The organism is Chryseobacterium sp. 14P4.3.2 (genome assembly GCF_057799275.1).
This window is the reverse complement of sequence record NZ_JBYOKO010000006.1, coordinates 110,187-133,750: the sequence shown is the minus strand read 5'-3', so window position 1 is coordinate 133,750 and position 23,564 is coordinate 110,187. Positions and strand designations below refer to the sequence as shown.

Annotated in this window: 23 protein-coding genes; 14 read left to right on the top strand and 9 right to left on the bottom strand. The window is 36.4% G+C overall.

Annotated features, from left to right (window positions below; all coding sequences use genetic code 11):
- The first annotated feature begins 40 nt into the window (after positions 1-40).
- The 10 genes from AC27VX_RS11255 (at position 41) to AC27VX_RS11210 (ending at position 11,128) form a co-directional block, all read left to right on the top strand.
- Positions 41-826, top strand: coding sequence for a (Fe-S)-binding protein (locus AC27VX_RS11255; protein WP_103232354.1), 786 nt, complete (start codon positions 41-43; stop codon positions 824-826).
- 18 nt (positions 827-844) lie between these two features.
- The gene (locus AC27VX_RS11250; protein ID WP_488695620.1) at positions 845-1,981 is read left to right on the top strand and encodes a hypothetical protein; all 1,137 of its coding nucleotides are present in this window, start codon (positions 845-847) and stop codon (positions 1,979-1,981) included.
- A gap of 24 nt (positions 1,982-2,005) precedes the next feature.
- A complete protein-coding gene (locus AC27VX_RS11245) occupies positions 2,006-2,494 on the top strand; it encodes a hypothetical protein (protein ID WP_236856450.1) in 489 nt (162 codons plus the stop codon).
- Between the two features lie 98 nt (positions 2,495-2,592).
- Positions 2,593-3,726, top strand: a complete 1,134-nt coding sequence (locus tag AC27VX_RS11240) for a glycosyltransferase (protein ID WP_488695618.1) — start codon at positions 2,593-2,595, stop codon at positions 3,724-3,726.
- Positions 3,727-3,731: 5 nt separating this feature from the next.
- A complete protein-coding gene (locus tag AC27VX_RS11235; protein ID WP_236856448.1) occupies positions 3,732-4,985 on the top strand; it encodes a lipopolysaccharide biosynthesis protein in 1,254 nt (417 codons plus the stop codon).
- A gap of 84 nt (positions 4,986-5,069) precedes the next feature.
- The gene (gene asnB / locus AC27VX_RS11230; protein ID WP_488695616.1) at positions 5,070-6,968 is read left to right on the top strand and encodes an asparagine synthase (glutamine-hydrolyzing); all 1,899 of its coding nucleotides are present in this window, start codon (positions 5,070-5,072) and stop codon (positions 6,966-6,968) included.
- A gap of 37 nt (positions 6,969-7,005) precedes the next feature.
- On the top strand, positions 7,006-7,524 hold the full coding sequence (locus tag AC27VX_RS11225; protein WP_236856446.1) for a hypothetical protein: 519 nt from the start codon (positions 7,006-7,008) through the stop codon (positions 7,522-7,524).
- Positions 7,525-7,590: 66 nt separating this feature from the next.
- A complete protein-coding gene (gene serS / locus AC27VX_RS11220; protein ID WP_236856445.1) occupies positions 7,591-8,859 on the top strand; it encodes a serine--tRNA ligase in 1,269 nt (422 codons plus the stop codon).
- Positions 8,860-9,249: 390 nt separating this feature from the next.
- A complete protein-coding gene (locus AC27VX_RS11215; RefSeq protein WP_488695613.1) occupies positions 9,250-10,539 on the top strand; it encodes a hypothetical protein in 1,290 nt (429 codons plus the stop codon).
- 19 nt (positions 10,540-10,558) lie between these two features.
- Positions 10,559-11,128, top strand: a complete 570-nt coding sequence (locus tag AC27VX_RS11210; RefSeq protein ID WP_300685828.1) for a DUF6705 family protein — start codon at positions 10,559-10,561, stop codon at positions 11,126-11,128.
- A 36-nt stretch (positions 11,129-11,164) separates the two neighbouring features.
- Here AC27VX_RS11210 and AC27VX_RS11205 read toward each other — a convergent pair whose 3' ends face one another.
- From AC27VX_RS11205 to AC27VX_RS11165, 9 genes are all read right to left on the bottom strand, one after another.
- The gene (locus AC27VX_RS11205; RefSeq protein WP_488695611.1) at positions 11,165-11,860 is read right to left on the bottom strand and encodes a hypothetical protein; all 696 of its coding nucleotides are present in this window, start codon (positions 11,858-11,860) and stop codon (positions 11,165-11,167) included.
- Positions 11,861-11,917: 57 nt separating this feature from the next.
- The gene (locus AC27VX_RS11200) at positions 11,918-12,643 is read right to left on the bottom strand and encodes a sulfite exporter TauE/SafE family protein (protein ID WP_488695609.1); all 726 of its coding nucleotides are present in this window, start codon (positions 12,641-12,643) and stop codon (positions 11,918-11,920) included.
- A complete protein-coding gene (locus AC27VX_RS11195) occupies positions 12,634-13,086 on the bottom strand; it encodes a FixH family protein (protein ID WP_236856440.1) in 453 nt (150 codons plus the stop codon). The genes AC27VX_RS11200 and AC27VX_RS11195 overlap by 10 nt, the downstream gene beginning before the upstream one ends.
- Before the next feature lie 9 nt (positions 13,087-13,095).
- Positions 13,096-14,550 (bottom strand): cytochrome c oxidase accessory protein CcoG, encoded by a 1,455-nt coding sequence (ccoG, locus tag AC27VX_RS11190; protein ID WP_236856439.1) that lies wholly within the window; start codon positions 14,548-14,550, stop codon positions 13,096-13,098.
- A gap of 96 nt (positions 14,551-14,646) precedes the next feature.
- On the bottom strand, positions 14,647-15,528 hold the full coding sequence (locus AC27VX_RS11185; RefSeq protein WP_236856438.1) for a cbb3-type cytochrome c oxidase N-terminal domain-containing protein: 882 nt from the start codon (positions 15,526-15,528) through the stop codon (positions 14,647-14,649).
- A gap of 10 nt (positions 15,529-15,538) precedes the next feature.
- Complete coding sequence (locus AC27VX_RS11180; protein ID WP_062652071.1) at positions 15,539-15,739, bottom strand: cbb3-type cytochrome oxidase subunit 3; 201 nt, start codon at positions 15,737-15,739, stop codon at positions 15,539-15,541.
- Between the two features lie 16 nt (positions 15,740-15,755).
- Complete coding sequence (gene ccoN, locus AC27VX_RS11175) at positions 15,756-18,017, bottom strand: cytochrome-c oxidase, cbb3-type subunit I (protein WP_488695605.1); 2,262 nt, start codon at positions 18,015-18,017, stop codon at positions 15,756-15,758.
- Positions 18,018-18,038: 21 nt separating this feature from the next.
- Positions 18,039-18,251: a cbb3-type cytochrome oxidase assembly protein CcoS gene (ccoS, locus tag AC27VX_RS11170; RefSeq protein WP_124535806.1), complete on the bottom strand. Its 213-nt coding sequence runs from the start codon at positions 18,249-18,251 to the stop codon at positions 18,039-18,041.
- Positions 18,252-18,360: 109 nt separating this feature from the next.
- Complete coding sequence (locus AC27VX_RS11165) at positions 18,361-20,739, bottom strand: heavy metal translocating P-type ATPase (protein WP_236856435.1); 2,379 nt, start codon at positions 20,737-20,739, stop codon at positions 18,361-18,363.
- A gap of 88 nt (positions 20,740-20,827) precedes the next feature.
- Here AC27VX_RS11165 and AC27VX_RS11160 point away from each other — a divergent pair, with 88 nt between their 5' ends.
- The 4 genes from AC27VX_RS11160 (at position 20,828) to AC27VX_RS11145 (ending at position 23,431) form a co-directional block, all read left to right on the top strand.
- The gene (locus AC27VX_RS11160) at positions 20,828-21,541 is read left to right on the top strand and encodes a Crp/Fnr family transcriptional regulator (RefSeq protein WP_236856434.1); all 714 of its coding nucleotides are present in this window, start codon (positions 20,828-20,830) and stop codon (positions 21,539-21,541) included.
- 62 nt (positions 21,542-21,603) lie between these two features.
- A complete protein-coding gene (gene panB / locus AC27VX_RS11155; protein ID WP_236856433.1) occupies positions 21,604-22,419 on the top strand; it encodes a 3-methyl-2-oxobutanoate hydroxymethyltransferase in 816 nt (271 codons plus the stop codon).
- Positions 22,420-22,424: 5 nt separating this feature from the next.
- On the top strand, positions 22,425-22,742 hold the full coding sequence (locus AC27VX_RS11150; RefSeq protein WP_236856432.1) for a hypothetical protein: 318 nt from the start codon (positions 22,425-22,427) through the stop codon (positions 22,740-22,742).
- An 11-nt stretch (positions 22,743-22,753) separates the two neighbouring features.
- On the top strand, positions 22,754-23,431 hold the full coding sequence (locus AC27VX_RS11145; protein ID WP_236856431.1) for an RluA family pseudouridine synthase: 678 nt from the start codon (positions 22,754-22,756) through the stop codon (positions 23,429-23,431).
- The last annotated feature ends 133 nt before the right edge of the window (positions 23,432-23,564 follow it).

Below are 23,564 nucleotides of genomic sequence, written 5' to 3'. Positions count from 1 at the left end.
GATATATTGTTAGATTGTTACATTATTTAATTTTAAAGAAATGGATTTCAATATAAAAACAATGGCAGAATATGCTGCCGAAGGAAAAGCACCAGAAGTTTTATTTTGGGTTGGATGTGCAGGAAGTTTCGATGACCGTGCTAAAAAAATTACAAAAGCATTTTGCAAGATATTAAATAAAATAGGTGTTGAATTTGCCGTTTTAGGACAGGAAGAAAGCTGTACCGGGGATCCTGCAAAAAGAGCCGGAAACGAGTTTGTATTCCAGATGATGGCGCTTACCAACATTGAAGTTCTTAATGCCTATGAAGTAAAGAAAATTGTAACGGCGTGCCCGCATTGCTTCAATACCCTGAAAAATGAATATCCAAGCCTGGGTGGACACTTTGATGTAGTACACCATACTCAATTCCTTAAAACCCTTATGGAAGAAGGAAGGCTGAAGATTGAAGGAGGAGCATTCAAAGGAAAGAAAATTACTTTCCACGATCCTTGCTATCTGGGACGTGCCAACGATGAATATGAAGCACCAAGGCTTCTACTTGAAAAGCTGGATGCAGAACTTGTAGAAATGAAACGTTGCAAAACCAATGGACTTTGCTGTGGAGCAGGAGGTGCTCAGATGTTTAAAGAACCTGAAAAAGGTAACAAAGACATCAATATTGAAAGAACAGAAGAAGCTCTGTCTTTTGAGCCTAAAGTAATTGCAACCGGATGCCCTTTCTGTAATACAATGATGACTGACGGTGTAAAACACTTTAATAAAAATACTGAAGTTGCCGTAAAAGACATTGTAGAACTTCTTGCTGAGGCAGAAGATTTATAGATATAATCTTTACCGGCTATGAAATTAAAATGGGGTTTCTCCTTTCTGTTTGTAATATCGATACTTATATTTCTTACACTCTGGAACTATAAAAACAGGGTATATGACTGGGATATGCCCGGCTATCTTGGATGTTTATATACGTCTGAGTTTCCGGATTCACCAGATAAAGTTCGCATCATTACTTATAATGAAATAAAAAAGGAAGCCCCTGAAGAACATTATACAGACGTTATCGGAATAAAGCCCTGGGATATCCCAAGACAGTATTTCGTAAAAAATACACAATCTTTTACAGAACAATTACCCTATTTTCAGATAAAAGTAGGGTATATTCTTGTTATTACCCTCTTTTATAAGCTTGGGCTTACTTCTCCTATGGCTGTCTTATTTACCAGCCTTATTTCTTATTTTATTTCAGGACTGCTATTATTTTATATCCTAAAGCTTCTGTTTCCAAAGAAATACTGGCTTGCTGCCATAATAACGGTTGCTGCCATGCTTTTGCCTCCAATGACTTATATGTCAAGAGTCTCAACACCGGATATGTTTATTTTTCAGTTTATGCTGCTCTTTATCATTGGTCTGATAAAACATTGGAGCAAATGGGGAATGTTTATGCTGCTCTTTATGATCACTTTCATTCGTCCGGATTATATTACATTCACGCTTACCTATATTGTGGCTGTTTTCTTCTTTCGGTATTTTAAAGAAAAGAAATTTGATATTTCCTTTATTATCCAGGGAGGAATTCTGTTGCTGATGTATCTGGCCATCATCAAATTTTATCACTATCCAGGCTGGAAAGATGTATTTTATGATACTTTTATAGATAGGAGACCTATTATCTCAAGTCATCCCATAACTGTCAGCTTAAAAGATTATTTGGAAATTATTTACATCAAAATTATTTATTTTAAAAAGGTGACCCTATCTGTTTCCATTATGATTGCAGTTATCTTTTGGAAGTCTAAAGACGCGTGGGTAAGAATGATTTCGGTTCTTCTACTTGTAAATCTCTATATTAAGTTCTTTTTCTTTCCGCAGTCGGCAGCACTAAGATTTTTCTTCCCGTTTATTTTTCCGCTTTTTATGATGATGCTTTATGTTCTGAGCAAAAAATACAATGATCTTAAACTCAAGAAAATTGCGTAATTTTATCCTTTAAATTGACAGGATATGAAAATCGACGAATCTAGTATTGTAGAAACTAACGACTACAGAGTCATTATATACCCGGCTTCAAGGCCTTTTGAAACAAAAGAAGCGAAAACGATCACCGAAAAACTGTTCGATTTCCTTTCTACCTGGGCTGCCCATGGAAAACCCCTTTCTTCCTCATTCAAAATTGAAAAAAACCAGTTTATTGTGGTTTGTGTAGATGAAGAAAAAGAAATGGCTTCCGGATGCAGTATTGATGCTTTAGGCAAAATAATGAGAGAAATAGATGAAGAATATCAGCTAGGACTTTTTGACAGGATGAAGGCCAGTTTTGTAGAAAATGGTGAAGTAAAAACGTTGAAACTGATAGACTTTAAGACGAAACTTAGAAATAACGAAATTTCAAAAGACATTCAGGTTTTCGATTTTTCAAAAAACACCTATCTGGACTTCCTTAGCCACTTCCTTCTTCCTTTAGAGAAAAGCTGGGCAGCTGCTATAAAATAAATACTGTTAAGATCAAAATACTTATAAATCATAAAGTGGAAACCTGTTTTCCACTTTTTTGTTTTAATGTATCTTTGTACAGATTCGAATAAGAGCTAATGCCTAAAGTACTTTTTTTAACAACTTCCCACAGCTATAATGATGACCGGATTTTCTATCATCAGGCGAAGACTCTGAAAGAAAGAGGATATGAGGTGGAAATATGCAGCTTATATGCTGACTTTAATGGTACAATTGATGGCATTGGGATCGAATCTTATGCTGTGATCGAAGAAAGTATAAACAGGAAAGTAGAAACGTTTCAGAACGTTTGCGAAACATTTCAGCCAGATTGTATTATATGCTCTGAGCCTTTGGCAGTAATAGCCTCAAAGAAGTGGGTGAAGGAAAAGAAGATCAGCTGTATCTATGATATTACAGAATGGTATCCTTCAATGTCTATGCTGAGAGAATATACATTTCCTGCAAAAATTGTTCATGCAGCAAAGTTTTTTCTTATTCAGTTGTATGCAGGTATTGTAAGTACTCATTTTATCTTTGGAGAATCCACCAAAAAGTTTCCTTTAGCCTATCTCTTTTGGTGGAAAAGACAAATGATTCTTCCTTACTATCCGGATCCTGTTTATATAAAAGAAAGTATTAAAGAACCAAAACCTTGTACTATCACACTTTGTTATACAGGGCAGATTTCAAAAGATAAGGGGATCGGGAATTTCTTTAAAGCTATAGATGTCATTCATCAGAAAGCACCTGATCTTAAAGTCCGGGTGCTCATTATCGGATCAGCAAAGTATGATGGTGATAAAATTTATTTTTCGTCACTACTTGAAAAACATTCTTTTGCTGATATTGAGATCAGGAAACCCAGCTCTTTCGAGCAGTTTACTGAAGTTTTTGCCGACGCCGACCTTTGTTTTGACCTTCGGGAGATTAATTTTGAAAATAATCATTCCCTGCCTATAAAGCTGTTTTATTTTATGGGCGCAGGGAAACCGGTTATTTACTCAAATTTGAAAGGAATTCGGAGGCATATGGGAACCCTTTTATTTGGAGAACTGGTAGACCCGAAGGATGCAGATTCTATTGCTGAAAAAGTGATCAATTATGCCGGCAATCCTGAATTGTACCATTCCCATGCTGTCAAGGCCCGAAAAATGTTTAATGAAAAATATAACTGGAGGACAATTAGTGGCTCCTTTGTTGATTTTGTTAAAAGATCTATCGATAAATAACCATCATGCAGCTTACCATTATTAAAACCTTCGTTTCCCGTTTTCTCATCCTGATTCTAAGTTTCGGGCTGGTTATTTTTTCTACCAATATGTGGGGCAGCGAGGGGAAGGGAACTATTTCTATAGTGGTTGCCAACGCAGCAGCGGTAAGCTTCTTCAGCAGTATTTTTTCAGGAAGCAGTACCTCTTATTTTGCCTCAAGGTTTAAAATTGAAAAGATATTGCTGTATGCATATATCTGGTCGCTTTTCATCGGACTATTGGTCCCTTTTTTATTTAGTCTGGCTTCCATTCAGAGTGGCTACCTTGTATACCTTATTGGGATTTCGGTATTCTCTTCATTGCTGTCAACGAATATAAGCTTGTTTATTGGTACACAGAATATTAAGAGATTCAATGTTTATACTGTCTTGCAGCAGGTAATACATATTCTATTTATAGGATTGCTGGTTTTCATTTTTAATAAAAAGGATGTTTCAGCCTATTTTCTTGCACAGATAGGATGCCTGGCTCTATTGTTTTTCACCAGTTTTTTTCAGATTATTAAAAAATGCAATATTTCAGAAATTTCCTTTTGCAGGGAAGTTGCCCGGAATATGTTTGAATATGGCTGGAAAACTCAGTTAAGCGCATTTGTACAGTTCCTGAATTACAGACTTTCATTTTATTTTTTAGAACACTTTGAAGGTATTGCAAGTGTAGGGATTTTTTCCATCGGGGTTACCTTTTCAGAAGCGATCTGGACCATTACACGAAGTATTGCCGTCGTTTTATATTCTGACGTAGTCAATAGTAAAAGTAATGAAGAATCTGTGGAAAAAACCAAATCTTCACTCAAACTTACTGTCATTCTGATGATAGGCTTTGTTTTGGGGATCATTATTATTCCTTCTCAGGTATATGAAATGATCTTTGGAAGAGAGTTCAGAGATACCAAAGAAATAATGCTTCTCTTGTCTCCGGGGATTTTTGCTATTGCTGTAAGTGATATGGTAGGCCATTATTTCTCTGGAATCAGAGAACTTAAAATACTCAATGTAAAATCAATAGTAGGCCTTGTTGTTACCGTCGTTTTTTCTTTTATAGCCATACCGAAATGGGGGATTTTGGGAGCGTGCCTGGCCACAACATCTTCTTACCTGGTTTCGGCATTTTTGTTATTCCAGAAATTCTACAGTACCGTTTCGTTTCGTATAAAGGACTTTATGATTTCAAAAGAAGAAATAGAAATTTTTAAAACTAAGTTTTTAAAGAAATAGCTGTTTTTACTGCCATTAAATCATCATGAATTGATGTTAAATAAAGTCATTTCCTTATTTTTACAAACCTATTAAGTCTTATCTATGTGCGGAATCAGCGGTTACTATTCATTTCATAAAAGTATTTCCTCTAAAAATATTCTGGAGATGAATCAGGCCATCAGACATCGTGGCCCTGATGATGAAGGCTTCTGGCTTTACAATAAAGGTAAGGGAGTTTCTTTTTCCGGAAATGATTCCACACAAGAAATTAAAAAATATTTTCCTGTCTTAAATTCAGATGAAGCTGAAATTGCTTTGGGATTCAGGAGGTTAGCTATTGTTGATCTTTCTGAAAAAGGCCATCAACCTATGCTTTCTGAAAACAGGGAAATCATTATTACTTTTAATGGAGAAATTTATAACTTCAGAAAAATAAGAAAAGAACTGGAAGTGTTGGGATATTCTTTTGGAAGTAGTTCCGATACAGAAGTTATCCTTAAAGCTTATCAGGAATGGGGAAATTCTGCATTTGCAAAGCTGGACGGGATGTTTGCTATCTGTATTATTGACCTTATTCAACAGAAGCTGATCCTGGTAAGGGATAGAGTAGGAATGAAGCCTCTTTTTTATTACCAATGCGGAGAGGGCTTGGTTTGGGCCTCTGAAATAAAAGCCCTTTTGAAAAATGAATTTGTAAAGGCAGAAGTCAACTGGGATGGAGTATATACCAACTTTCTTTTTCAGACAACACTTGCTCCCTATACCTGCTTTAAAAATATATTGTCTCTGGAACCTGCGCATTTTATGACGGTTGATTTGAAAGATAAGACCATTACCAAAGAAAGATTCTGGAGTTTCCCTCAGAAATTGACGAGAATTATTTCGGAAGAAGAAGCGGTAAAAAAAGTGGATGAATTATTGTCTGAAAGCATATGCGAACAATTGTATGCAGATGTTCCGGTTGCTGTGATGATGAGCGGAGGTATTGACTCTACGTTAATCGCTTCAAAATCCAAACCCTTCGGCGAGGATATTAACACTTATACCATCTCATATCCTTTTTCGGAAGAAGAAGTTGAAAAAGCCACTTTGGCAGCAAGTCATTTTGGAGTATCTCATCAGGTAAAAGTGATCAGTGATGAAGAGGCCCTGGATCAGCTAAAAGAAAACATTCAGCATTTTGAAGAACCTTACAGCAGTTTTGAAGTACTCATTAATGCTGCAAGATATGCGCACGATAAAGAATTTAAGGTTGTTTTAAGCGGAAACGGTGCTGACGAGCTTTTTGCGGGTTATTCTCATACCCTGAAGCTGGAAAGATGGCTTACGATGAGAAACTTTAACTTTATAAGCCCTTTTATTTTTACAAAAGATCAATTTTCACAAAGGGTTAAAAACTATTTTTCTCAGGACGATATGTTCGACTTTTTTCGCCAGAGCCAGATAAGCATGATGCCCATTCAGGTTAAAAATGTTCTGAAGCCTGAAATTTTTAATAAGATTAATACTGATCTTTCAGCCTATCACCTTTCAGAAGCAAAAAGCTACCATGGATATTTTGAATATGATATGAAGTATTCCCTGTCTTCACACCATGTTTTCAGAGATGATCTGAGTGCTATGAAATATGGGGTAGAATTTCGCTATCCCTATTTAAGCAACGGCCTTATAGATTATATAGCGGCTTTACCAGAAGGGCTAAGGTTCAATGGTGCTCAGAATAAACCATTATTAAGAAAAACCGCGGAAAAATATCTTCCTTCAGAGGTTTTAAATATGCCTAAGAAAGGTTTCTCTTTTCCGGTACATTATTTCCTTAAAAATGAAAAAAGAGTCAGGGATTTCATTGCTGAAAATTTAGAAAGTTTAGAGAAGAGGAATTTTTTCAATGGAGAAGTGATAGAGGAGTGGTGGAATCATCAGAAAAATGAATATGACTGGGTGAAAATATGGCAACTGGTGACTTTTGAACTTTGGTATCAGAAATATTTTGAGAAATAAAGAAGCAGCCTAAAGATTAATATTTTACCTTTGTATTATGATGAGATATTTTTTGGGGATACTTGTTGTGTTTTTTGCACTTATAAGTTGTAAAAGTGATGATGATTCTTTGCAGAGAATTGATCAGATCATGAATATTTATGTGAAAAACAGTGCTGGTCAGGATTTGTTGAACGCTAAAAAAACAGGTTCTTTTACCGGCTATTCTGTAAACGATATTTTTGGAAATAATGATGTTTCACCTGTTAGTCTTCCTCTTAGGATGACAAGCGATTCTATATTCTACATGGAATATATTGGGGGAGCCAAAAGGTTAAGACAGGATTCGATAAGCCCTGAAAATCCGGGAACGGGAACTCTTTATCATTCCAAAATGCTGATTACTTTTACAAAAAGTACCAATGTAAGCGATAATGTTACCGGTATTCTGGAAATTCAGTATCGTAATACGCCCACTTTATTTCAGGTTTCAAAGGTATTATATGACGGAAATGCAGTGTTTTCCAAAGATGCTGATCAACCTAATTCGATAAATAACGTTACTATCACAAAATAATTTTAAATTTGTACAATTGTTAGCTTGATTGTAAGCTAAACATCTAATATTTAACATCTAAATAAAATGTTACAAGTCAATTTTTTACGCGACAATAAGGAACGCGTTTTAGAAGGTCTTAAAAAAAGACAATTCAAAAATCTTGAGTTGGTAGACGAAGCGATCGCTGCTGACGACGAAAGAAAAAGAATCCAGTTTGAACTAGATTCCCAGCTTTCCGAGATCAACAAAATCTCCAAAGAAATTGGACTTTTGATGAAAGAAGGAAAGAAAGAAGAGGCGGAATCAGCAAAATCTAAAACAGCACAATACAAAGAGTCGAGTTCAGAATTGAAATCTCAGCTTGAAGTAAAGGAAATAGACTTACTCAATATTCTGTATCAGCTTCCCAATATTCCTAACGAATTGGTGAAAAGTGGTGCATCTGCTGATGATAACGAAATTATTTTCCAGTCTCACCCTGTAGAAGGGCTTGGTGAAGGAGCTATTCCTCACTGGGAACTGGCAAAAAAATACAACCTGATTGATTTTGAATTGGGAGTGAAAATTGCCGGAGCAGGTTTTCCTGTTTACTTAGGTAAAGGTGCAAGACTTCAGAGAGCTTTGGTTCAGTATTTCTTGGATAAAAACGTTGAGAAAGGGTACACAGAAGTAAACCCTCCTCACGTTGTGAATGAAGCTTCCGGATTTGGAACAGGGCAATTACCTGATAAAGAAGGACAGATGTATTACATCAATGAAGATAAATTATTTCTGATTCCTACAGCAGAGGTTCCTGTGACTAATCTTTACCGTGATGTATTGCTTGAAGAAAGAGACCTTCCGATTAAGAATACAGCATTCTCTCAGTGTTACAGAAGAGAAGCTGGAAGCTATGGCGCTCACGTGAGAGGATTGAACCGTCTTCACCAGTTTGAAAAAGTAGAAATTGTTCGAATTGAAAAGCCGGAAAACTCTTATGCTGTTCTTGAAGAAATGGTAGAACATATCAAAGAAATTCTTACAGATCTTGAGCTTCCTTTCAGAGTATTAAGACTTTGTGGAGGAGATACAGGTTTTGCAGCTGCAATGACATATGACTTCGAAGTATGGAGTGCAGCTCAGGAAATGTGGCTGGAGGTGAGTTCTGTTTCTAACTTTGAAACATTCCAGGCAAACAGACTGAAGTGCCGTTACAAAGGAGATGGTAAATCTCAGCTGGTTCATACATTAAACGGATCTGCAATGGCATTACCAAGAATTATGGCAGCATTGCTTGAAAACAATCAGACTGCAGAAGGAATTAAACTTCCTAAGAAAGTTGCTGAATACGCGAGATTCGAAGTGATTAATTAAAAAGGATAAATTATCTGCTATACGTCCCTCTTTCTGTAGAAGAAAGGGGGATTTTTGTATTTATAAGTAGAGGATACTCTGATTTTACTACTATTATTATCAATAATTATTCTAAATAAAATTTATAATTTTAACTTTTTTTTCTTTTTTAATTATTTTTTAGCCTTATTTTATTTAATTATTAGTAAAAAATACAATAATTAGTGAATTGTTTAATTTCTGAATATATTTGCCTTTTCAAAATAAGCCATGATAGGCATATGATTAAATTGATATCAATTATCAGATTTAATTGATATTTTGAAATAAAAACTAATGTATGTGTCCTACTTATAAGTTAAAATAAGACAGTACATCTATTACCATGAAGACGTTATTAAAATAAATTACATGAAGAGAAACTATCTCATGGCTGTTGTAGCCGGAAGCTTTCTTATGCTTGCTTCTTTACAGTCATGTATCCATGAAAGCCTTGAAACAGAGGTGACCAATGTACAGGATGATCCACTTTCATTCATTAGGAGTGAATATATGAAAGGTAAGGATATGGTCGCAGGAAAGCAAATTGAATGGGAAAAGGCGAGAAAATATGATGCTGATGAACGCATTGTTTTAGTCACTGTTCCCATTAAAAGTTCAGAAGATAACATCATTGAAGAACTTACATTCAGGATTGATAACAGTAAGGTATCTGGGCATCTTTGGAAGTTTAAATCTAACGGTGCATTCAGTACTTCCGATTACAATCTTACAGCACACGAAATCATCGCAAAAATGACGGGTAAGGTTTCTTATATTGCTTTAGAAGGCTCTATGAGATATGAGAAGTCTATTGTCCGCGGAAAATTCATTGATGAAGTGGCCAGAAGCGGATCCGGGCCAATGAGTTCTCCTTCTTGTAAACCATGCCACGGAGAGATTGATGAAGTTGTGATTCCATCACCAGGTGGAGGCGGACCTATTGGGCCTACCAATCCACAGCCACCGGATAATCCTACTATACCTATTCCGACGGTTGTTATTCCACCACCTAACAATAATAATGATCCCTGCAGTAAAATTAAAGGACAAAAAGGGAAAGCAGATTACAATCAGAAAATGAATGACCTGAAAGGTAAAACAGGCCAGAAAAAAGAAACAGGCTACAGCCAAAAAGCTAATGGAGATTATACCTATCATGACAACGCGTCTACAAATTCTGATTCTAACTCTCTGACACTTCCTAATAGTAGTGATATAGAGGGATATATGCATACACACGTAGATGATTTCTCAGCAGTTAATTCAGAGGGCGTTGAAGTAACAAGAACTGGGATTAAAATGTTTTCGCCGGCAGATGTAGGATATTTTATGGATATGCTTTCCCATGCCCAGGCAGGCGGGAGACCACTTAGTAATGTGTATGCGGTAATGGTAACCAGCAGTGGAAGTTACCAAATCAGATATACTGGAACTGGGGCTCAGATTAAAACATTTACTGAAACCCAAATTAAAGGTTTCAAAGATGCATATCTGAAATCTATGACAAAATCACAAAATTTAGAATCTAATTTTCTGAAGTTCTTAAAAGAAAAGATGGGAATAGATGGTGTAAATTTGTACAGAATGCAGCAGATTGGAAAAACAACAGAAGTAAAGCTGGACAGTAATGGTAAACCTAAGGAATCAGATTGCCCATAATAAATTAAAATCAATTAAAATGAAAAAAGTACTTTTGATAATGATCATAGCATTATCTAATCTATATCATGCACAGACGCAGATTGCTTCTATTGAATTTGTGGCCAAATGTGTTGTAGACAAATCATATTGTCTGGAAGATTATAACTATGTAAAAGATGTTAACCATCTCCTTGATAAATATACCGGTACCTGGAAAGGAACTCTGAATGGCAAAAATTATGAATTTAGTTTTGTTAAAAAAGAAAAATTTGAAAGTGAATATTCTAATATTAAATGGGATATGTTGATAGGAAGAGTAAGAATCACAAACCAAAGTGGAGTCGTGGAATACGATGATTTTAATAAATCAGACAATGATGCCAATTGGGGAACTAATTTTCAGGGTGACCTAAAAACTTATTTAATGACTTTTTCTGGAAATAAAGTGGGATGTAACGATACGGGATACCTGTACCTGAGTGAGCCCAGCCCTTCCAACAAAATGAAAATTGACTTCTATCAAATTGCAGATATTGTGTCCAAAGATTGTAGTAATTTTCAAACGACCATACCTGTAAATAAAATTATTTATCTTACGAAACAATAAATAAAAATTCCCGGACCATAAATCCGGGAATTTTTATTATTCTGTCTTGATGACAATATGTTTATCAGCCTTAAGTCTGTTATCCTTATTATACAACGCTTTCAGGTCATATTCTATTCTTATGGTGTGATTGTCAATTTGTTTTACCCAATTATGTTTCCCGGTGATGGATTTTATTGTGTTTTCAAATTTTAAAGTGGTGCCAATACTTTTGAAGAACATCAGCATCATTCCTTCCATTTTTTCAGCTTCTTCCTTTGAACTTTTCGTTCGGATGGCTTCTTCCAGATTTTTGAGGTTGAAGTTTTCGGTATCGATGATCAGGGTTTTTCCATCCCAGCTATTGAAGTTATTCTGATCCAGTGGAAGTTTTTCAGTTTTTATAAAATTTTTCAAAGCCTGATAATCCTCTGAAGTGAAATGTTCCATTTTAAAAGAAAAACCAGATGGCTTATTATCTTCTTTTACAGACTTCATGAAGACTTTTTTCATGATTCTTATGGTGTCAGCATTTTCAGTTTTTAACTTTCCCTCCAGTGTAGCCAGATCATACATATTGGTCCAGGTGGTTGGAAGCTTATCTATTTCTCCAAACTCCTTTTGTTTTAATGAATCCGGTGTCATTGCCATCATTTCTGCCATAAATTCCCTTGTATCTATATTGGTCAGGGAGGTAGAGGCTGCATCCGGGTGATAGACAATTTCTGAATTGACACTGCATGATTGCAGCATAAAAATGCTTATTAAAAATAAGACAATCGTTTTCTTCATGGTTGATTAAAATACTAATTAATGACAATTAACAGCTCCGTTCGGATCTTTAGAAATGGTCATTGCTTCAGCTTTCGGAGATACATAAGGAATTCCAAGTTCCAGACCTCTTAAAATGAATAATCCGCCCAGAATGATCATGATAATAGGCACCGCCTTAAGAACCTTTACCCTGAAGGCCTGATTCATGAGGTTTCCGGCTAAAACTATGGCAAACATGAACGGTAAGGTTCCTAAACCAAATAAAGCCATATATAAAGCTCCCTGCCATATTCCGCCCCCTGCAAGGCTTGCGGTAAGAGCCATATAAACCATTCCGCATGGTAAAAAGCCATTAAGAAGGCCAGTTGTGAATCTTGAACGGTAATCTGCTTTCTGAAGCAGTTTTCCTAAATTCATTTTTACACTGTACAGAAACTTAGATAGAAAAGGGATTTTTGAAGCGAAATCTTTCCCTCCAAAAGAAAATACAGCCATGACGATCAGCAGAACACCTGCTATAATCGTCAGGTATTTCTGAAATCCTGCCATCTCAAAACCCTGCCCTATAATTCCGAGAAGAGCACCTAATAGTGAATAAGTGAAAATTCTTCCGAATTGATAAGTAAGATTCTGGAGATAAAAATTGGCAGCTTGTTTTTTGGTTAATCCCATCGATAAAGCAATAGGTCCGCACATTCCGATACAATGAAAACCGGAAGCAAAGCCTAAGGCAATAGCCGATACAACAAGTCCTATTTCCATATCACATCATAATCCATTCTATAATCTGTTTTATCCTTGGTCCATGTCAGTCTTAAAGTATAATTACCCATTTTCAACACCTGTGCAGGTATTGTGAAAGACTGATCAGCATCAAGCTGTACAGATTTTTTTATATCTAAATTCTGGTCGTCGGTTCTGTTTAAAACAAATTTTACCGTAGTATCAGAGTTATTATAACCTTTTGGAAAAATGATTTTAATTCCATTAGTATCCTGGCTGTATGCAGGTTTTTCCTGCAGATCATCAGCTCTTTTCTTGGCATCAATTACATCCTGGTACTGTAGTTCTTCTTCATAGTAATTGTCTGTTACCATCTCAGAGTTTTTCTGCCCGTTCGGGAAAAGAAACATCATGGATAAAATAAAAATTATGAATGAAAGCAATGCAATTACAACACCGTGTCCCCAACTAAAGTTCTTCATCTTATTAAATTAAAATTGTAGTTTGAATGGTCCTTCAAAATATGTCTGGTATGAATCAATCAGTTTACCTTTCATATCATAAACGCCAATAGTAATATTTTGTTTAGAGAGTTTCATATCATCTTCCGGAAAGCTGATATTAATTGTCCCTTTAGAAATTTTGTCCCTGTCTACCTGAATTTTGCTTGAAGCACTATACGTGATTTCACCGTGAGAAGGATCTATTACTTTTATGGTAACTATTTTCTTGTCATTGGTTTTGTTCAGGAACGTATAGTTATAGGTATTTGTAATCTTACCGTCTTTTACAAAGAATGTACTTCCTGCAGGCTTAATAAATTTAGCTTCCATTTCCCCGCGGCTGTACAGAAGATATCCCAGGAATCCAACCAGAAATAATAAAAATACGGCAAATCCTTTCATTCTTCCTGTAAACTTAAACGGAATTTCTTTCTCAATTTCGTTCTCAGAAGCATATCTCACCAGTCCTTTAGGAAGACCTACTTTTTCCATTACTTCATCACAGGCATCTATACAGGCTGTACAGTTCACACATTCCAGCTGCTGTCCGTCACGGATATCAATTCCTGTAGGACATACCACTACGCATTGGTGGCAATCAATACAGTCTCCTTTACCTGCGGCTTTCCTGTCTTCTCCTTTTCTCCATTTTGATCTGTTTTCCCCTCTTTTAAAATCATAGAAAACATTGATCGTATCTTTGTCTATCAATACTCCCTGAAGTCTACCGTATGGACAAACCAATGTACAAACCTGCTCTCTGAACCATGCAAATACAAAGTAGAATGCAGCGGTAAGAAGAATCATTACGATAAAATTGGTAGGGTGTGTAAATGGCCCTTCGGATACAATTTTAAATACCTGCTCATATCCCACAATATACATAAACATAAAGTGAGTGATAATCAATGAGATCACTACGTAAACAGACCATTTTAAACTTCTCTTCCAGATCTTTTCTGTATTCCACTCCTGTCTGTCCAGCTTCATTTGCTTGTTTCGGTCACCTTCAATCAGATATTCTATTTTACGGAAGATCGATTCCATAAAAATTGTCTGAGGGCAAATCCACCCGCAGAAAATTCTTCCGAACGCAATCGTAAAAACAATAATGAAGATTAAAGATGCGATAGCACCCATAGTAAGGATGAAAAAATCCTGAGGATAGAAAGGCTGTCCAAAGATGAAAAACTCCCTGTCTATTACATTGAATAACAATAAAGGATTACCATTAATCTTGATGAACGGTAATGAAAAATAAATGATTAGTAAAGCATAGCTTACCAGATTTCTATAGTTGGTATACTTCCCTTTAGGTTTTCTTGGGAATACCCATCTTCTTTTACCGGATTGCTCCATTGTCCCTATAGAATCTCTGTAAGTCTCAGGGTCCAGAACCTGTCCCTGTCCGCCTCGTACTTCTATTTCTTCTATGTCTGACATATTGTAAATGTGTTTAAAAAAGAAAAAACATAATTCGTTACTATTTTTAAGGTAATAACAAATTATGTTTTTTTCATATGTTTCTAATTTTCTAAATTATTCTTTTTCCCAATGTGCTTCAGTCCCCTGAGGAGCTGCTCCTCCCTGAGCCGGAGTCACTGGCGGTTGCTCCTGATTGATGTGATATACATACGCTGCAATCTTTTCAATCTCTGCACCTGAAACTTCTCCGTTTTTACCGAATGCTCTCATCGCAGGGTTAGTAGGAGAACCATTCCAGTCCATATGGAAAACGTTTTTAAATAATGTTTTCTCCGGCTGGTTGATCCAGTAGTTATCGGTAAGGTTTGGACCAATACCTCCACTTCCGTCTTCCTTGTGGCAAGATGCACAGTTTGTTTTGAACAATTCTTTACCTTCTGCGATATTATCAGCTGAATATTTTGCTGTTTCAATCGTTACAGGAGGCTGAGTTTTTTGATATTCTATAATGCTTGCTAATTGCTCTTTGTATTCTTTCTCATATTCGCTCAACGGGTGTGCGAAATCTGTGAAAGAGAAAGCTGCAATATATACAATACAAAAAGCAGTCCCAAAATAGAATAAACCTACCCACCATTTTGGTAATTGGTTGTCTAATTCCATAATTCCGTCGAAACCGTGGTCGATAAGGATATCCTTTTCTTCAGTTTCAGATTGCTTTTTGAATGCTGCATCGTACATTCTTCTTAAGAAAGGAACTTTCTTTTCAGCTAAATAAGCTGCTTTTTCTTCCGGAGATAATTTTTTGAATTTGTTGTTCTCAATAAGGTCTCCGATAGCACTGTGAATATAAGCTAAGATACCAGCGATCACCACTGTTCCCCAGAAGTAAGGCGAAGCTAGGAACGCGTAGCTTTGTACAAACAAATAATAAAAAACTATTAAAAGTCCTATTATTATTAAGATGTTTACGACAACAGGTGTTCTTTGTTTCATAAAAAATAGTTTAATTTTTTAAATTAAAATCGTCATCTTCATCATCCCCAAGGGGCGCTTCTTCTTCCTCTTTGTAATATTTTTTAGGTCTGCTAAAAACATAGATTACTAGAGCTACAAAAAAAAGCATAAAGAAAATCAGAGCCAGCGTCTGGTAGAGACCAGCGTTTTCTGTATTGGATAATATATCTTTAAAGTTCTGAGGAATCATATGAACCTTTTAATGTTTAGTTATTACTTGCTGTTTTTATTTCAGTTGTTTTGATATCTGTTCCCAGTCTCTGAAGATAAGAAATAAGAGCTACAATTTCTTTTTTCTCTAATTCTCCCTGAGGTCTCTTGGCATAAGCCAGTTTCAAGTCATTTGCTTCAGAGAAGATATCTTTAACAATTTTTGCCGATTGGTTGTTTGCCCAATTGTCTGCAGAATCGATCTGAGCCTTAGTATAAGGTACATCAAATACATTCTTCATCAACTTCATTTTGTCTACCATTTTAGTTCTGTCTAAATCAGTAGCGATCAACCAAGGGTAACGTGGCATAATAGAACCTGCAGAAGTAGATCTTGGGTTATACATGTGTTTGTAGTGCCAAGAACTTGGGTTCTTTCCTCCTTCTCTATGTAAATCTGGTCCTGTTCTCTTAGATCCCCATAAGAATGGTCTGTCATAGATGAATTCTCCAGCTTTAGAATATTGTCCGTTTTTACCGTTGAATCTCGTAATCTCATCCCTGAACGGTCTGATCATCTGAGAGTGGCAAGCGTTACATCCTTCACGGATATAGATATCTCTACCTTCCAGTTCAAGCGGCGAATAAGGCTTCACTGCAGAAATCGTAGGTACACTTTTCTTAAGAGATAGTGTAGGGATGATTTCAATTGAACTACCAATAGATATCGTGATGAAAGATAGAATTCCCAATAATACAGGAGTTCTTTCCAACCAAAGGTGAGTTCCCTCTCCTTCTTTTCTGTTTTTGCTGATATTAGCTAATGCAAGAGCTTCAGCAGGAACTTCTTTCTGGAATGATCCTTTTCTTACCGTAGCAATTACGTTTACGATCATTAGGATAGATCCTGAGATATAGAATAAACCTCCTACGAATCTCATTTTGAAGTAAGGGATAATAGCCGTTACTGTATCCAACCAGTTTTTCCACAATAGTGTTCCATCCGGGTTGAACTGTTTCCACATTAATCCCTGTGTGAATCCTGAAATATACATTGGTACTGCATAGAAGATAATTCCTAAAGTACCTAACCAGAAATGCCAGTTAGCTAATTTTACAGACCAAATTTTTGTTCTCCACATAATTGGTACCAGGTAATAGATAACCCCGAATGCCATGAAACCATTCCATCCAAGAGCTCCTAAGTGAACGTGACCGATAACCCAGTCAGTAAAGTGACCAATTTTGTTGATGTTTTTAGTTGCTAAAAGCGGACCTTCAAACGTTGCCATACCATAACAGGTAACAGCTACTACGAAAAACTTAAGGATAGGATTTTCTCTTACTTTATCCCAAGCTCCCCTTAATGTAAGAAGACCATTTAACATACCTCCCCAGGAAGGTGCAATAAGCATGATAGAGAAACCTGTTCCTACCGCCTGCGCCCATGCTGGAAGAGCTGTATACTGAAGGTGGTGAGGACCAGCCCAGATATATACGAAAATTAATGACCAGAAGTGAATAATAGACAGTTTATAAGAGAATACCGGTCTGTCTGCTGCCTTCGGAAGGAAGTAATACATCAAACCAAGTACCGGAGTTGTCAATACGAATGCAACCGCATTGTGCCCGTACCACCACTGTACAATTGCATCTTTTACTCCCGCATATGCTGAATAAGATTTCCAGCCAGTGAAAGATAAAGGTACCTCTAGGTTATTGAAGATGTGTAGCATTGCCACAGCAATCCAAGTACCAATGTAGAACCAAATCGCTACATAAAGGTGTCTTACTCTTCTCTTCGAAATAGTCAGGAACATGTTGATCCCGAAAATGATCCATGAGAATGCAATCAATATGTCGATCGGCCACTCGTGTTCAGCATATTCTTTAGAAGTGTTAATCCCCATAAAGAACGTAACGAACGTAGCAACGATCATAAACTGCCAAGTCCAGAAATGTAACCAAGACAATGTATCACTGTACATTCTTGTTTTCAATAATCTTTGTAATGAGTAATAAATACCCGTGTAAACGATGTTACAAACGAATGCAAAGATTACTGTATTGGTGTGCAACATTCTGATTCTACCAAAACCAAATGCACCATGAGTGTTTATTAACCCTTGAATATTACCAGATGCCAAACTCTTAATGGTTGTATCATCTGTCCCGAAGAAGAATTCAGGTAATTCAGGGTAGAAAAGCATTAATGCCGCCGTAAGCCCGAACGTAAATCCTATGAGACCGAAAACTAAGGTCGCATAAAGGAACGCACGGACAATACTATTGTCATAACTAAACTTTTGTGTTTCCATATCAACTATTCACTATTTTTCTCAATTTTTATTATTTTCTCCTATTTCTTTTTCGTCTTTATCTTTGTTGCCGCTTTCATCATTTTCTTTGACTCTTTCATCATCAAAAAGGATTCTGACAGCAGGAGATTCATCATCTTCAAACTGTCCTTTTCGGGCATACACTATAAATACGACCAAGAAAATCGCAGCTAAAGAAACACTGCAGAGGATCATTAAATATAGAATATCCATTGGACAACAAAATTAACCTATTTTCGGGGTTCAAATTTAGTGAAAAATAATGACATTCATCACGAAATGCCGATTTCAGCTAATTTAAAATCAGTCTAAATAAGGGCGTTTAAGCCTGTTTTTTGAAATGTTTGCGGCCTAAAATCCAGGTTGAAACTGTCGTAAAGGTAACTACCGTAATAGAGCTGGCTGGCATGATGATAGCGGCAAATAGCGGGTGCATATGCCCTGTAACTGCGTAACTTAACCCAATGATATTGTAAAGAAAACTGATTATAAATGTCATTTTCACAATATTGATAGATCCTTTACAAACGTTCAGATAATTATCGAGCGTAACTACTTTTTCGCCATTCATGATCACGTCAGAGGACGGAGTAAAGCTGTTGGTATCATCTGCAATAGCAATACCTACGTTACTTTGTTTTAAAGCTCCTGCATCATTGAGCCCGTCGCCAAGCATGGCTACTTTCATATGCTGGTCCTGAAGATTTTTTATATAATTCAGTTTATCCTCCGGGCTTTGATTAAAGGCCATTCCTTTGTAATTTGGAATAAGCTCCTTAAGTTGTTTTTCTTCCGAAGAATTGTCTCCACTAAGAATGAATATATTGTAGTGAGCAAGTTTGGTGAACAGATCTTTAAGTTTGGGGCGGTATTCATTTTTGAAGATGAATTTTCCTATAAACTGATCGTTTTTGCTGATATAAACAGCTGTTTCAAGATTCATGGGTTGCTGGGCGTTGTAACGTGCTGAACCAATTTTATATACGTTTCCTCTTACACTTGCCTCGTATCCCTTCCCTGATATTTCCACAAAGTTTTCCACCGGGAAATAATCATCACTTTCCTCAATGAACTCATACAGGGATTTTGAAAGCGGGTGATTAGAGTTTTTTAGCAGAGTTTTGATGTTTAATAAATCAAATTCATTAATTTCAATACCCTCATACTTAATGTTTGATTTTTTTCTGTGGGTAATTGTTCCTGTTTTGTCGAAAACAATAGTGTCCAGTTTTGCGATTTTTTCAATCGTTAACGTATCTTTTACATAGAACTTATTTCGGCCTAAAATCCTCATAATGTGTCCGAATGTGAAAGGCGCGGATAGAGCAAGCGCACATGGACAGGCAATGATCAGAATGGCTGAAATGACCTGAAACATTTTCTCCAGATCGACAAATGACCAGTATATTCCGGAAATCAGAGCAATGCCTAAAATGATGAACGTGAAGTACTTACTGATGTTGTTTGTCAGTGTGTCAAGTCCTGTTTCATGCTTCTTAAAAGCTTCCTTATTCCAAAGCTGAGTTAGGTAGCTCTGGTCTACATCTTTTATGACTTCCAGTTCCAGTGAAGATCCAATCTGTTTACCTCCTGCGAAGATTTTATCCCCAGGCTGCTTGCTGATGCTTTCACTCTCTCCGGTGATAAAGCTATTGTCAATATTTCCTTCCCCGTTAATAAGGATAGCGTCTACAGGAATGATTTCCTGATTTCTAACTAAGATACGGTCTCCCACTTTAACTTCTGAAAGCAAAATGTTCTGCTGTTTCCCTTCAAAATCTACTTTTGTAACCGCAATTGGATAGAAAGATTTATAATCTCTGTCATATGAAAGAGCGCTGTAAGTTCTTTTCTGGAATATTTTCCCCATCAGCATGAAGAAAAGAAGCCCGCACAGCGTATCAAAATATCCAGGGCCATAATTAGTAACCACTTCATAGATACTTCTTCCAAAAAGAACAAATATTCCCAATACAATAGGGACATCGATGTTGACGATTTTATTTTTTAATCCGTACCATGCGGATTTGTAGTAGTCTGAAGCAGAGTAGAATACAACAGGGCATGCCAGCAGGAACATCAATGTTCTGAAGAGCCCTTTATAATGTTCCATCCAGTAGTCTTCTCCCCCTACATATTCAGGGAAGGCCAAAAACATTCCATTTCCAAAAGCAAAACCTGCAATAGCAAATTTTACAAGCAGAGATTTATCAAGATGGTCAACATTTTTTTCTGCTGTTTCAAGACTGATGACAGGTTTGTACCCGAGATTGGTTAAGAAGTTGGCGAGTTGGCTTAATTTCAGATCATTATGGTTGAAAGAAATCTGCAAAGTCTTTCTGGTGAAATTAACCTGAGAATATTTGATGTGTTTATTTAAAGTATGAAGGCTTTCTAATAGCCAGATGCATGAAGAACAATGTATTACAGGGATCTTGAAGGTGACAAGACTTGTACTTCCTTCTGAGAAATCAGTGACTTTTTCAAAGATTTCCGGAGTATCCAAATAATCAAACTGAGTGGAGTTTTCATCACCCGGACGAATTCCTGCCCCTTTATTCAGTTCGTAAAAATTACTTAAATTATTTAAATTCAGAATTTCATAAACGGACTTACAGCCGTTACAGCAGAAAATTTTTTCGTTAAATAAAATCCGCTCTTTTTCTATACCTTGACCACAATGAAAACAGTTCTCGCTCACCCCATAAAATATTGAACTACAAAATTATAACAAATTTTTTTGTTTATCGTGTTAAAAAGTTCTATTTTTGTGATAAATATCATATAAAATGCCGCAGGAACAACAGATAGCAATTGAAGAGAGGTTCGCCAAAGTTTTTAATGATAAATCATTTAAGGAAAGACTTTCCAGCACAGATTTTGAGAAGTATATTAACGGTAAAAAAAGATTGAGTTTTCAGAAACACGATACTATTTTTGAGGATGGAGAAACTCCGAAAGGAGTGTTTGTTCTTGAAAAAGGAGCCGCTAAACTTTCGAAATCAGGTGCCTTCGGGAAAGATCAGATTTTAAGATTTATCAAAGAAGGGGATATCATCGGCTATCGTTCTTTGCTTTGCGGGGAAAATTTCCAAGCCAAAGCAGAAGCAATGACAGATATAGAATGTGTTTTCTTACCCGCAGATATATTCATGTATCTTTTGGAGATAGATCCACAACTGTCTTTCGTAATGCTTCAAAAAATTTCATACGAATTAGGAGAATCTTCCAATACTATCACTTTTCTGGCGCAGAAAACTGTACGGGAAAGGCTGGCTGAAATTCTGTTGCTTCTGGAACAGAAGCTCGGAGTTGATCCTGAAGGATTTATCAAAATCTCATTGACAAGAGAAGAGATCGCAAACATCATTGGTACAGCTACAGAAAGTGCTATCCGTTTGATCTCGGAGTTCAAGCAGGATAGCCTCATCGAAGTAGATGGAAGAAACATCAAAATTCTGAATCACGATAAACTAATGAAACTCGGTCACGTAGTTTTATAAAAATCATACAAAACTTAAGTCGGCTATAGGCCGACTTTTTAACTTTTAAAAATAGATAAATTATGTCTGTTCACTCTGAAATTAAAAAAGTTACGACTGAAACCTTGCGTAAAATGAAATTCGACAAGGAAAAAATCACAATGCTTACCGCCTATGATTTTACCACAGCTAAGATGGTAGATGCAGGTGGAGTAGACGCAATTTTGATTGGAGACTCTGCAGCGAATGTAATGGCTGGTTTTGAAACTACATTACCTATTACGCTGGATCAAATGATTTATCATGCTCAAAGTGTGGTAAGGGGAACCGACAGAGCCTTAGTAGTAGCAGACTTACCTTTCGGAACTTATCAGAGTAATCCCGAAAAAGCGCTTGAATCTGCCGTAAGAATGATGAAAGAAGGGGGAGCTCATGCAGTAAAGATTGAAGGAGGTAAAGAAATTTCCAAATCAATCAAGAAAATTATCAATGCAGGTATTCCGGTAATGGGACATTTGGGGTTAACTCCACAGTCTATTTATAAATTCGGAACTTATAAGGTAAGAGCAAAAGAAGAAGCTGAAGCAGAAAAATTGATTGCTGATGCACAGCTTTTGGAAGAACTAGGCTGTTTTTCTGTGGTTTTAGAGAAGATTCCTGCTGAATTAGCTAAAAGAGTAACAGAAAGCATTTCTATTCCTACGATCGGTATTGGTGCAGGTGCAGATTGTGACGGTCAGGTTTTGGTGTATCATGATATGGTAGGGATGAACAAAGGTTTCAGTCCCAAATTTTTAAGAAGATACCTTGACCTTTACACAGAAATTACAGGAGCTGTTGCTCAATATGTAAAAGATGTGAAGAGTGTAGAATTTCCTAATGAAAACGAAAGTTACTAATCCACATGCAAAACCAACAACAATCTATCCAGGGAATATTATCCATATTAGCATTGATCTGTCTTGCTGTAGGCTGGTTTAATTTATTTTCTCCGGAAATCAATCATTTACTTTCAAGAAAAATTTTTTACGTTCTCATAGGCGCCAGTTTCTTTATTCAGGCTCCGCTGCTTACCAATAAGAACTTTGTGTATGCCATGTATGCAGCAGCAGCTATTTGTGTATTGGGAGCATTTATACCTGAAGATTCAAAACTTTCAGCCGTTAAAACAATTGGCCTTCTGGGAGGGATTATCCTGTCACTTTCAAATAGAAGAAGATAGACTGAAGAATTATGAAGGAGCAGATTATATATGAAGATAACCATCTTCTGGTGATTAATAAAAAAGTCGGACAGCTTGTACAAGGTGATAAAACCGGTGATGAATCACTATTAGAATCTATAAAGAATTTTATAAAAATAAGAGATGCTAAGCCGGGAAATGTTTTTCTCGGTTTAGTTCATCGTATAGACCGCCCAACTTCTGGATTGGTCATTTATGCTAAAACTTCCAAGGCTCTTTCCCGTCTTACTCAGATGGTAAAAAACCGGGAGATCAAGAAAACATATTGGGCAGTGGTGGCAAAAGAAATCATTCCACAGACCCAAAGGCTGGTTCATTATTTAAAGAAAAACGAAAAGAATAATAAAGCCATTGTTTTCACTAAAGTTACAGAAGGAGCAAAAGAAGCGATTTTAACCTATAATGTTATTAAGACATTAGATAATTATCTGCTGCTGGAAATTGATCTTGAAACCGGAAGACATCATCAGATCAGGGCTCAGCTATCAAAAACCGGAGTTCCAATAAAAGGAGACTTAAAATATGGCTCTCCACGTTCCAACCCTGATGGAGGAATTAATCTTCATGCAAGAAAACTGGAGTTTATTCATCCGGTCACTAAAGAAAAAATTGAAATTACAGCTCCCGTTCCGCAAAATGATGCTATTTGGAGAGCCTGTGAAAATTAAAACGATTACTTTATCCCCCTAAGATACGCTGATCAAACTTTTATGTATTCAGCGGCAAAAATACTAAACCATCTCAATTACGGGATGGTTTTTTACTTAATGTAAATTCAATTTTGTGCATTCTTAAAAAATA

Coding starts and splice junctions, on each gene's coding strand:
- AC27VX_RS11255 (WP_103232354.1), top strand. CDS start 41: ATGGATTTCAATATAAAAACAATGGCAGAATATGCTGCCGAAGGAAAA.
- AC27VX_RS11250 (WP_488695620.1), top strand. CDS start 845: ATGAAATTAAAATGGGGTTTCTCCTTTCTGTTTGTAATATCGATACTT.
- AC27VX_RS11245 (WP_236856450.1), top strand. CDS start 2,006: ATGAAAATCGACGAATCTAGTATTGTAGAAACTAACGACTACAGAGTC.
- AC27VX_RS11240 (WP_488695618.1), top strand. CDS start 2,593: ATGCCTAAAGTACTTTTTTTAACAACTTCCCACAGCTATAATGATGAC.
- AC27VX_RS11235 (WP_236856448.1), top strand. CDS start 3,732: ATGCAGCTTACCATTATTAAAACCTTCGTTTCCCGTTTTCTCATCCTG.
- asnB (WP_488695616.1), top strand. CDS start 5,070: ATGTGCGGAATCAGCGGTTACTATTCATTTCATAAAAGTATTTCCTCT.
- AC27VX_RS11225 (WP_236856446.1), top strand. CDS start 7,006: ATGATGAGATATTTTTTGGGGATACTTGTTGTGTTTTTTGCACTTATA.
- serS (WP_236856445.1), top strand. CDS start 7,591: ATGTTACAAGTCAATTTTTTACGCGACAATAAGGAACGCGTTTTAGAA.
- AC27VX_RS11215 (WP_488695613.1), top strand. CDS start 9,250: ATGAAGAGAAACTATCTCATGGCTGTTGTAGCCGGAAGCTTTCTTATG.
- AC27VX_RS11210 (WP_300685828.1), top strand. CDS start 10,559: ATGAAAAAAGTACTTTTGATAATGATCATAGCATTATCTAATCTATAT.
- AC27VX_RS11205 (WP_488695611.1), bottom strand. CDS start 11,860: ATGCTGCAATCATGCAGTGTCAATTCAGAAATTGTCTATCACCCGGAT.
- AC27VX_RS11200 (WP_488695609.1), bottom strand. CDS start 12,643: ATGGAAATAGGACTTGTTGTATCGGCTATTGCCTTAGGCTTTGCTTCC.
- AC27VX_RS11195 (WP_236856440.1), bottom strand. CDS start 13,086: ATGAAGAACTTTAGTTGGGGACACGGTGTTGTAATTGCATTGCTTTCA.
- ccoG (WP_236856439.1), bottom strand. CDS start 14,550: ATGTCAGACATAGAAGAAATAGAAGTACGAGGCGGACAGGGACAGGTT.
- AC27VX_RS11185 (WP_236856438.1), bottom strand. CDS start 15,528: ATGAAACAAAGAACACCTGTTGTCGTAAACATCTTAATAATAATAGGA.
- AC27VX_RS11180 (WP_062652071.1), bottom strand. CDS start 15,739: ATGATTCCTCAGAACTTTAAAGATATATTATCCAATACAGAAAACGCT.
- ccoN (WP_488695605.1), bottom strand. CDS start 18,017: ATGGAAACACAAAAGTTTAGTTATGACAATAGTATTGTCCGTGCGTTC.
- ccoS (WP_124535806.1), bottom strand. CDS start 18,251: ATGGATATTCTATATTTAATGATCCTCTGCAGTGTTTCTTTAGCTGCG.
- AC27VX_RS11160 (WP_236856434.1), top strand. CDS start 20,828: ATGCCGCAGGAACAACAGATAGCAATTGAAGAGAGGTTCGCCAAAGTT.
- panB (WP_236856433.1), top strand. CDS start 21,604: ATGTCTGTTCACTCTGAAATTAAAAAAGTTACGACTGAAACCTTGCGT.
- AC27VX_RS11150 (WP_236856432.1), top strand. CDS start 22,425: ATGCAAAACCAACAACAATCTATCCAGGGAATATTATCCATATTAGCA.
- AC27VX_RS11145 (WP_236856431.1), top strand. CDS start 22,754: ATGAAGGAGCAGATTATATATGAAGATAACCATCTTCTGGTGATTAAT.